Origin of the sequence: Sulfurovum sp., assembly GCF_041551015.1 — a bacterium.
In the GTDB taxonomy this organism is placed as follows: domain Bacteria; phylum Campylobacterota; class Campylobacteria; order Campylobacterales; family Sulfurovaceae; genus Sulfurovum.
Genome location: NZ_JBFENQ010000166.1, coordinates 1 through 3563, shown reverse-complemented (window position 1 = coordinate 3563; position 3563 = coordinate 1). Strand labels below are relative to the sequence as shown.

Genomic DNA, 3563 nt, shown 5'->3' with positions numbered 1-3563 from the left:
TACGGTAGGGTTTCCTCTACTATCCATAACCTCTGTTGCTACGATCTCATCGATAAAAATCATCTATATCCTTTATATACATTTTCTGTTTTACATTTGTCTATTATTTTATCGAAATTTACCCTATACTTAAATGAGTATTATGAATCAAAGAATCATTAACAAGCCAGACTGTAGCGTAATGTTAATTTTTAATCTTCTTTATCTGAAAAAAATCCAACATGAAGAAGTAACGTGAAAAATTAGAAAATTTAAAAAGTAGTTCAATTAGCAGTATCTTAATATGTTGGGAAGGGTATGATAATTTTATATCAAATAAGCCTAAAATCTCAAATCGTATTTGAGATTTTAGGTAAGGAGTTAAAACTTAATCTTCATCCATCTCACTCTCATCTACCGTCAGACCTTCACCAAAACCAAGGGATTCTTTGATTTTGCCTTCTATCTCTGCCATCATTTCCGGATTTTCTTTAATAGTGATTTTTGCATTCTCTTTACCTTGCCCCAGTTTCTCACTGCCATAACTGAACCATGCACCTGATTTGTCTATGATGTCCATTTTGACACCATAATCAATTAGTTCACCTACAAAAGAGATCCCCTCACCAAACATAATGTCAAACTCTGCCTGTCTAAATGGTGGAGCCACTTTGTTTTTCACCACTTTTGCTTTGACACGGTTACCTATGGAAGATTCACCTTGTTTTAATGTAGCGATGCGACGGACATCAATTCTCACTGAACAGTAAAACTTCAATGCATTACCACCAGTTGTTGTCTCTGGTGACCCATATCCCATTGTACCGATCTTCATACGAATTTGGTTAATGAAGATCACCGTTGTATTTGTTTTATGTAAGATCGCAGTAAGTTTACGTAATGCTTGAGACATAAGTCTGGCCTGAAGTCCAACATGCGTATCTCCCATGTCACCCTCAATCTCACTTTTTGGTGTAAGCGCAGCAACAGAATCGACAACAATCAAATCAACAGCTCCTGAACGGGTCAGTGTTTCTAGAACATCAAGAGCCTGTTCCCCAAAGTCTGGTTGTGAAACCAAAAGATTATCTGTATCTACCCCTAGATTTTTAGCATATACTACATCTAATGCATGTTCCGCATCTATAAAGGCACAAACCATATCTTTTTTCTGCGCCGAGGCGATCGTCTGCAGTGCAAGTGTGGTTTTTCCTGATGATTCAGGACCATAAACCTCTATAATACGCCCTTGAGGAATACCACCGATTCCTAAAGCCATATCCAATCCAAGTGACCCTGTTGATATAGATTCGATAGGTTCAAACTCTTTATCTCCCAGTCTCATAAGGGTACCTTTACCAAACGTTTTGTCAATTTGTTTGATTGCCATGTCCAGTGCTTTTTGTTTGTTTGCGTCCATTGCCATTGTCATATCCTTAACCTTAATGTTGAATTCTAGCACCATTCTAATACGTTTCCTATACAAGTTTCAAAAATATGTCAAATTGACATGTTTTTTATGAAATTAGCGAAAAAGTTACCCCAAATACAAACAATGATAAAATACATCTATACTAAACAAAGTGAGTACCTTAGCCTATGAACCCAATCCAATTAGCCCATTCTCCAGATGCAGATGATATTTTTATGTATTTTGCCATTAAATTTGGTTGGGTTGAGACCAAAGGCTATACCTTTGAAAACATTGGACTAGATATTGAAACGCTCAATGTAGAAGCCCTTAGAGGAACATATGATGTCTCTGCTATCAGTTTTGGTATGTATCCACTCATAAAAAATGAATATGCTTTACTTCGTACAGCCGTCAGTTTCGGGGAAGGGTATGGTCCGAAACTCATACGACGCAAAGACAAAAAGCTCAAACGTAATTTTAAAGTAGCCCTTTCTGGAAAATATACGACAAATGCCATGCTTTTCAGGATTTATTATCCTGATGCAAGGCCTGTCTATATGGATTTCCTCGAGATCGAGGATGCGGTTGTCTCTGGTAAAGTAGATGCCGGCGTTCTGATCCATGAATCCATCTTGGATTTTGATGAAAGTTTGGAAGTAGAAAAAGAAATATGGGATATTTGGGTAGAATTGGCAGGAGAGGGACTGCCTCTGCCTCTTGGTGGTATGGCTATACGAAGAAGCTTACCATTAAACCGTGCCATAGAGATAGAGAATATTCTAATAGAGGGTGTCAAAATAGCTAATGAGAGAAAAGAAGAACTCTGTGCCAAACTTGAAGCAGACAATCTTGTACGAATCTCAGATGAAATGCTTAAAAAATATCTTGATATGTATGCATCCGATGAATCTGTCGAACTCTCTGACCTTCAACTTAAAGCACTGGACAGACTATATGACATAGGATTTAAACATGGTCTATGGGAGTCACCTATCAAGACAGAAGATTATTTAATCCCTAAAGAGTATGAAGCACTACGGAACAGCTAAATGTTTTATAAAACTATAGACTTCTCCAAATACTCCAGTATTAAGATAGGACAACCCACACAGGTACTCATGATAGAAGAAGGGGATACCATCCCTGCGGACAGATACCTCATCGGTGGAGCGAACAACCTGCTTGTTTCACCTATCCCACCCCCATTGATGATGCTCTCTAAAGATTTTGCGACTATTACACAAAAAGAAAACATGTTGACCATTGGTGCGGCAATGCCTACAGGACGTATCGTCTCTTATGCGAAAAAACATGACATAGCAGGTTTTGAGTTCTGTGCTAAACTTCCAGGAACACTTGGGGGAATGCTTGCCATGAATGCTGGTGTCAAAGAGTATGAGATATTTAATATCTTGCACTCTGTAAAGATCAATGGAGAATGGGTTTTAGCACAAGATATAGAACACGGTTATCGTTTCGCTAAACTAGGGGGCATTGCAACCCATGCAAGATTTTTGATACACCATGGTTTTAACCAAAAGCTCCTAGATGATCTGCTCAACCTACGGTCCAATCAGCCTCATGAACCCAGTGCAGGTTCAGCGTTTAAAAACCCTGAAGGAGATTATGCCGGACGTCTTATAGAAGCGGTTGGATTAAAAGGTACAAGAAAAGGTCAAATGCAATGGAGCAATGTGCATGCCAATTTCCTGGTCAATTTAGGTGGGGGGACATTTGAGGATGCCAAGTCTCTTATGGACTTGGCAAAAAGTGAGGTTTTAAAGATGTTTGATATAGAGCTGATAGAAGAGATTAAAATCCTCTAAAAAACTATTTTACGTCTTCAGATCTAGAAAAAACATACCCTTCATCTAGACAACGTACACATCTAATATAATTAGACTCACTTGGTTTTCGTGCATATTGCATTGCATCTGCGGTAAAGATAACATAATACCTATTCTCTGTGGTAGGAGTAGACGACCAAAAGTCTGACCCACGATAGTACGAAAATGGATTCTCTTGCGGAGCATGGACATGCGCTAGCTCATCTGCTGTAGGCAATCTCCAATCATTATATCCCGCATAATTCAGTGCACGACAATAATTCATTGCATGTCTATGCTTTCCTGCTTTTCCTACAGACTGACCACGTTTATAGGCACCATCT

The 3563-nt window shown here is 38.7% G+C and carries 4 protein-coding genes; 2 read left to right on the top strand and 2 right to left on the bottom strand.

The features are described from left to right. Positions 1-367 precede the first annotated feature (367 nt). Positions 368-1405 carry a recombinase RecA gene (recA, locus tag ABZC96_RS09155; protein ID WP_373030616.1) on the bottom strand — a complete coding sequence of 346 codons (1038 nt, stop codon included), beginning with the start codon at positions 1403-1405 and terminating at the stop codon, positions 368-370. 173 nt (positions 1406-1578) lie between these two features. Here recA and ABZC96_RS09150 point away from each other — a divergent pair, with 173 nt between their 5' ends. Both ABZC96_RS09150 and ABZC96_RS09145 read left to right on the top strand, forming a co-directional pair. Further along, a complete protein-coding gene (locus ABZC96_RS09150; RefSeq protein WP_373030615.1) occupies positions 1579-2442 on the top strand; it encodes a menaquinone biosynthesis family protein in 864 nt (287 codons plus the stop codon). Next, positions 2443-3219, top strand: coding sequence for a UDP-N-acetylmuramate dehydrogenase (locus ABZC96_RS09145; RefSeq protein WP_373030614.1), 777 nt, complete (start codon positions 2443-2445; stop codon positions 3217-3219). A 4-nt stretch (positions 3220-3223) separates the two neighbouring features. Here ABZC96_RS09145 and ABZC96_RS09140 read toward each other — a convergent pair. Further along, positions 3224-3563 (bottom strand): DUF1566 domain-containing protein (locus ABZC96_RS09140; RefSeq protein WP_373030612.1); only part of this gene is annotated, 340 nt, incomplete at its 5' end.

Coding starts and splice junctions, on each gene's coding strand:
- recA (WP_373030616.1), bottom strand. CDS start 1,405: ATGGCAATGGACGCAAACAAACAAAAAGCACTGGACATGGCAATCAAA.
- ABZC96_RS09150 (WP_373030615.1), top strand. CDS start 1,579: ATGAACCCAATCCAATTAGCCCATTCTCCAGATGCAGATGATATTTTT.
- ABZC96_RS09145 (WP_373030614.1), top strand. CDS start 2,443: ATGTTTTATAAAACTATAGACTTCTCCAAATACTCCAGTATTAAGATA.